Source organism: Gilvimarinus gilvus (genome assembly GCF_030518155.1).
Classification (GTDB): Bacteria; Pseudomonadota; Gammaproteobacteria; order Pseudomonadales; family Cellvibrionaceae; genus Gilvimarinus; species Gilvimarinus gilvus.
In genome coordinates this window covers 1-361 of the sequence record NZ_JAULRU010000069.1, presented here as the reverse complement: position 1 = coordinate 361, position 361 = coordinate 1, and the positions used below count along the sequence as shown (strand labels likewise).

Genomic DNA, 361 nt, shown 5'->3' with positions numbered 1-361 from the left:
CTTTAGGAAAACGAAGAGGTGAATAAATTAACGCCGATTTACAAGGAATTACAAGAAAATCGTTGGATGGATATAATCTCAATTTTCTTAATTCTGCCTTAGCTATAACTTGTACTGTCGCTGTAATTTGTTACATGATGTTTATTCTTTCCCCAGAAACACAATCCAAATTTCATCATTATATTATTTATACTTTTGTCTTTGTTTTTGCGGCAGTTTTACGTTATTTACAACAGACATTTGTTTTTTCGAAAACAGAATCTCCTACAAAACTAATTTTTAAAGATCATTTTTTACAAATTCTAATTATAATGTGGGGAATTTGTTATGTATTATTGATTTATTTTAATCATGGAAAATA

1 protein-coding gene is annotated in these 361 nt (G+C 27.4%); it reads left to right on the top strand.

The window, feature by feature from the left end:
* Nucleotides 1-62 precede the first annotated feature (62 nt).
* The coding region (locus QWI17_RS00335) for a UbiA prenyltransferase family protein (protein ID WP_302720513.1) at nucleotides 63-361 on the top strand (299 nt) is incomplete at its 3' end.